This is a genomic window from Microbacterium sp. UBA837 (assembly GCF_002296025.1).
In the GTDB taxonomy this organism is placed as follows: domain Bacteria; phylum Actinomycetota; class Actinomycetes; order Actinomycetales; family Microbacteriaceae; genus Microbacterium.
This window is the reverse complement of the sequence record NZ_DBHD01000034.1, coordinates 1-5,124: the sequence shown is the minus strand read 5'-3', so window position 1 is coordinate 5,124 and position 5,124 is coordinate 1. Positions and strand designations below refer to the sequence as shown.

The following is a 5,124-nucleotide window of genomic DNA, read 5'->3' as shown; positions in this document are numbered from 1 at the left end:
CTCTTCGCCCTCTTCTTCCCCTGGGGCATCGCCTAACCGTTCAGCCGAGTTGTCCCTCGCCCAGCCGAGTTGTCCCTCGCCCAGCCGAGTTGTCCTTCACCCAGCCGAGTTGTCCCTCGCCAAGGCACCACGAACGACGGATGCCGCGACCCGCGCCTCCTGAGAGGGCGGTGTCGCGGCATCCTGTCGCAGGTGTGATCAGCGCTTGCCAGCGAGGTCACGCCCGACGATCTCGCGCATGATCTCGTTGGTACCGCCGTAAATGCGGTGGACGCGAGCGTCGAGGAACGCGCGCGCGATCGGGTACTCCGTGATGTAGCCGTACCCGCCGTGCAGCTGGACCCCGAGGTCAAGGACCGCCCACTCTCGCTCGGTCGCCCAGAACTTGTACTTCGCGGCCTCCTCGGCCGAGAGCTTCTTGTCGGCGTACGCGCGCATAACCCGATCGGTATATGCCCACAGCGCCTCGACGTCGGCAGCCATGTCGGCAAGCCGGAATCGGGTGTTCTGGAAGTCAGCGATCCGCTCCCCGAAGGCCTCGCGGTCCTTCGTGTAGGCCAAGGTCCAGTCCAGGGCTGCCTGAGCCGCGGCGGCACCCGCGACACCGATCGACATGCGCTCGAGGGGCAGGTTCATCATGAGCTGCACGAAGCCCATGCCCTCGCGGCCGCTGATGAGGTTCTCCTCGGGAACGAAGACGTCGCTGAACGAAAGCTCAGCGGTGTCGTGGCCGTGGAAGCCCATCTTGTGCAGCTTCTTGCCGTGGTCGAAGCCTTCCATACCGTTCTCGATGAGCATCAGGCTGAAGGCATCCGGGCGGTTGCCCTCGCCGGTCTTGACGAAGGTGACCACCAGGTCGGCGGTCTTGCCGCTGGAGATGAAGGTCTTGGCGCCGTTGACGACGTAGCCGCCGTCGACTTTCTTCGCGATCGTCTTGATGCCGCGAAGGTCGCTTCCTGCGCCGGGCTCGGTCATGGCGAGCGCACCGATCACCTCACCGGTCGCCATACCGGGAAGCCACTTCTCCTTCTGCTCCTGGGTACCCATGTGCACGAGGTAGGGCACGGCCAGGTCGTCCTGGATGCCGAAAGCACCGGCCAGCGATCCCGAGCCTGCCGCGATGACCTCTTCCATGACGATCGCGCGGAAACGGTAGTCCTGCAGCATCCCGGCGCCGCCGAACTCCTCCGGCACCGACAGGCCGATAAGCCCGGACTCACCGGCGGCCTTCATCGTGTCGCGGTCGATCTCGCCTTCGGCATCCCACCGGGCAATCGCCTCGTTCGTGACGTAACGCTTGACGAACTCCTTGACGACGTCGCGGAACGCCTCGTGGTCTTCGTCGTAGATGTCGCGCTCCATGTGAGCCCTTCCTTCCACATCGATGGCGCGGGCCTGCCGGAATCGGCGGATCGGCCCCGTCGCCGACGCGATTCTATGCCCGCGTACCGGTGCAGCTTCGAACCCCGTGTGGGATTGCGGTTCACGTCGGGCGGTACTGCGTCTCGCGTTTGTAGGATGCCTCCAGGTTCGGCATCCAGTTCGGGCAATCCAACCTGCGGGTTGACAGTTGATCGTATTTTTGTTCGACTGTGCGCATGCGGTGGAACGGGCAGACGATCGGCGCGAGCGATGGCAACGCGCTGCCCGGAATGGAGCACCTCGGCGGCTTCGTCCGATCCGTTACGACACCCGAGTTCGCGGGGATGACCTTTCACGAGGTCGTCGCCAAGAGCGCCCTCAACCACGTGCCCGGCGCCTCGGGGATGCCGTTCGACTGGACAGTGAACCCCTACCGCGGATGCAGTCATGCCTGCTCGTACTGCCTAGCTCCGGAAACCATGATCCTGCTCGCCGACGGCCGCACCCGCGCCCTCGGCGATCTTCGAGTCGGAGAATCGATCATCGGCACCGAACGCCGCGGAGAGTACCGCCGGTACGTTGCCACAACGGTGCGCGCGAAGTGGGCGACGGTCCGACGCGCACACCGCGTGACCCTCGCCGATGGGACAGAGCTCGTCGCAAGCGCCGATCACCGCTTCTTGACCGAGCGAGGCTGGAAGCACGTGACGGGAGCGATGAGTGGACCGGAGCAGCGTCCCTACCTAACTTTTAACAACCGGCTGATGGGTTTCGGGATTGGAGCGGCGAGAGTCACAGGGCACGACGCCACCGACAGATGGTGGCGGCTGGGCTACCTTGCGGGGATGATTAAGGGCGACGGGATGATTCTGCACAAGACATACCCGCGTGGGGGTCGCACCGGCGCGATTCACGCCTTTCGGCTCGCTCTCGCGGACACGGAGGCTCTCGAACGCACCCAGGCGCTATTGGCGCTCGAGGGAATCCCCACCAACGTCAGGCCGTTTACAGCCGCAACCGAGCAGCGGCGCGCCATGCTCGCTATCCATACAGCACGCAAAGAGGCGGTGGCCGCAATTGAGGCCCTTATCCAGCGACCTACAGACCCGAGCGAGGAATGGCTGGCCGGATACCTGGGCGGGATCTTCGACGCCGAAGGCTCCTGTTCGCGGGGTGTGCTGAGAATCAGCAACAAGAACGAGGACGTGCTCGGTACGGTCCGCGAGGCACTTGCGTGCTTTGATATCCCTGCCGTCACCGAGGGGCCGCGGCCGAACGGGGTGAGCGCTATCCGGGTCACGGGCGGGCTGGCTTCGCGAATGCGTTTCTTCGAGATCTCACGGCCCGCGATCACGAGAAAGCTCTCGATCGTCGACGGTGCGGTGAAGACATCGAGTGACCTCCGCGTCGTCGGAATCGAAGACCTCGGGCACAGCATCGACATGGTCGACATCACGACCGGCACCGGTGATTTCATCGCGAACGGCGTCATCAGTCACAACTGTTTCGCCCGAGGCACGCACGAGTATCTCGAGCTGGACGCCGGGCGCGACTTCGATTCGCAGATCGTCGTGAAGGTCAACGTCGCCGACGTGCTGCGCACGGAACTCGCGCGACCCTCCTGGACGGGCGACCCAGTCATGCTCGGCACGAACACCGACCCCTATCAGCGGGCCGAGGGACGGTACCGACTCATGCCCGGGATCATTCAGGCGCTGACGGATGCCGGTACCCCGTTCTCGATCCTCACGAAGGGCACGCTGCTGCGCCGCGATCTTCCGCTTCTGACGGAAGCCTCCCGTGAGGTCGACATCTCGCTCGCGATGTCGATCGCCGTCTTCGACGATGCACTACAGCGCACCCTCGAGCCGGGGACCCCGAGCGCCGCGGCGCGGCTCGAGACCGTCCGCGCAGCGACGGATGCCGGATTCCGCGTCACTGTGTTCCTAATGCCGATCCTCCCCCACCTCACGGATTCGATCGCCACGCTCGATGACGCACTGGGGCGCATCCGCGCAGCCGGTGCACACCGGGTGGTCTTCGGCGCGCTGCACCTGCGGCCGGGGGCGAAGCAGTGGTTCTGGCAATGGCTTGAGCGGGAGCATCCGGAGTTGGTCGGCTCGTATCGCGGACTCTATCCGGGCGCTTCCGCCTACGCGCCGAAGGCCTACCGGCAATGGCTGGCCAAGCGCGTCCGTCCGCTGCTGCGGGTGCACGGACTGACCGGCCACGCCGAAGAAGAAGCTCCCCCACGCGAGCCGGTCCCCGGTCTGGCTGCGCGCCGCGCGGCGGCATCCGTCGTCACGACCTCGCGCGGCAGGCGGGCTGACGCCGCCGCCATGCTGTTCTGACGCCGCTGACGACTCCTCTTCGACGTAGGACAAATACCCGAGGTAGGACGATCCGGTGGGGATTCGTCCTACCTCGGAGATATTTCCTACCTAGCGCAGGGTGCCAGAGGCGCGGGAGTGCCGGGAGTGGTGCGGCGCGTCAGGCGTCGACGTCGGCGAGCTGACGGCCCGCGATCTCCTCGAGCAGGTCGTCGCCGATGCGCGCGTCCTCGAACGGCGCGTCGATCTCGGCGCGGTCGAGCATCTCGGTCATCCGGCGACGACGCTGACGCGTGATGAGCGTCACAACGCGGCCCTCACGACCGGCCCGCCCTGTGCGACCCGAGCGGTGCAGGTACGTCTTGTACTCGTCGGGAGCATCGGCCTGAACTACCAGGTCGATGTCATCGACGTGGATGCCGCGCGCGGCGACATCCGTGGCGACGAGCACCCGCACCCGCCCCGAGGTCAGCTTCTCGAGGTTCCGCGTGCGCTTGGCCTGGTTCAGGTCCCCGTGCAGCGCGAGGGACGGGATGCCGGCGTCGTCGAACTGCTCCGCGAGCATCTCGGCGTACGCACGCGTGCGGGCGAACACGAGGGTCTTGCCGTCGCGGTCGACGAGCGAGGTCAGGATCTCTGCCTTGTCGCGGTGGTCGATCACGAGAACACGGTGCTCGATGGTGCTCGAATCCTGGTCCTCGCCAGCAACCTCGTAGACGGCGGGCTCGACGAGGAACTCGTCGACGAGCGCGGCAACTTCACGGTCGAGCGTCGCCGAGAACAGCAGCTTCTGACTGCCGTCCGCGGTGAGGCGCAGGATACGCTGCACCGGCTCGAGGAAGCCCAGCTCGCACATGTGGTCGGCTTCATCCAGGACCGCGATCCGAACCTCGGAGAGGTCGAGTTTGCCCTGTTCGACGAGGTCTTCGATGCGGCCCGGCGTGCCGACGATGACGTCGACGCCCTTCTTGAGGGCACCGACCTGGCGCGCCTGCGGCACGCCACCGTAGATCTGCGTCGTGAACAGGCCGACGCTGCGGGCGATCGGCTGGATCGTCCGGTCGATCTGCAGCGCGAGCTCACGCGTGGGAGCGAGAACCAGAGCCTTGGGAGAGCGACCGAACTCACGACGGCTTCCTGCCTGCGAACGCAGAATGCTCTCCACGAGCGGGGCGCCAAAGGCGATGGTCTTGCCCGAGCCGGTGCGGCCGCGGGCTAGCACGTCGCGTCCCTCGAGGATCGGAGCGATGGTCGCAGCCTGGATCGGGAACGGCGATGCCGCCCCCAGCTCGGCGAGCACACGGACGATGTTCTCGCCGAGCCCCAGGTCACCGAAACCGACGCCCTCGACAGCGTCAGCCTGAACGGCCTCGGCCTGCAGACGCTCGTGGACGACATCCACGTGCTCTTCGTGGGCAGCCGTGCGCGTCGG

3 protein-coding genes are annotated in these 5,124 nt (G+C 66.2%); 1 reads left to right on the top strand and 2 read right to left on the bottom strand.

All coding sequences use genetic code 11. The annotated features are described in order from the left end of the window. Positions 1–198: 198 nt before the first annotated feature. On the bottom strand, positions 199–1,362 hold the full coding sequence (locus B3587_RS02660) for an acyl-CoA dehydrogenase family protein (RefSeq protein ID WP_292726346.1): 1,164 nt from the start codon (positions 1,360–1,362) through the stop codon (positions 199–201). Positions 1,363–1,598: 236 nt separating this feature from the next. Between B3587_RS02660 and B3587_RS02655 the strand changes: the two genes are divergently transcribed. Next, positions 1,599–3,713, top strand: coding sequence for an intein-containing Rv2578c family radical SAM protein (locus B3587_RS02655; protein ID WP_228179351.1), 2,115 nt, complete (start codon positions 1,599–1,601; stop codon positions 3,711–3,713). Positions 3,714–3,852: 139 nt separating this feature from the next. On the opposite strand, the gene B3587_RS02650 is transcribed toward B3587_RS02655, so the two are convergent. Further along, the coding region (locus tag B3587_RS02650; protein WP_292726344.1) for a DEAD/DEAH box helicase at positions 3,853–5,124 on the bottom strand (1,272 nt) is incomplete at its 5' end.

Coding starts and splice junctions, on each gene's coding strand:
- B3587_RS02660 (WP_292726346.1), bottom strand. CDS start 1,362: ATGGAGCGCGACATCTACGACGAAGACCACGAGGCGTTCCGCGACGTC.
- B3587_RS02655 (WP_228179351.1), top strand. CDS start 1,599: ATGCGGTGGAACGGGCAGACGATCGGCGCGAGCGATGGCAACGCGCTG.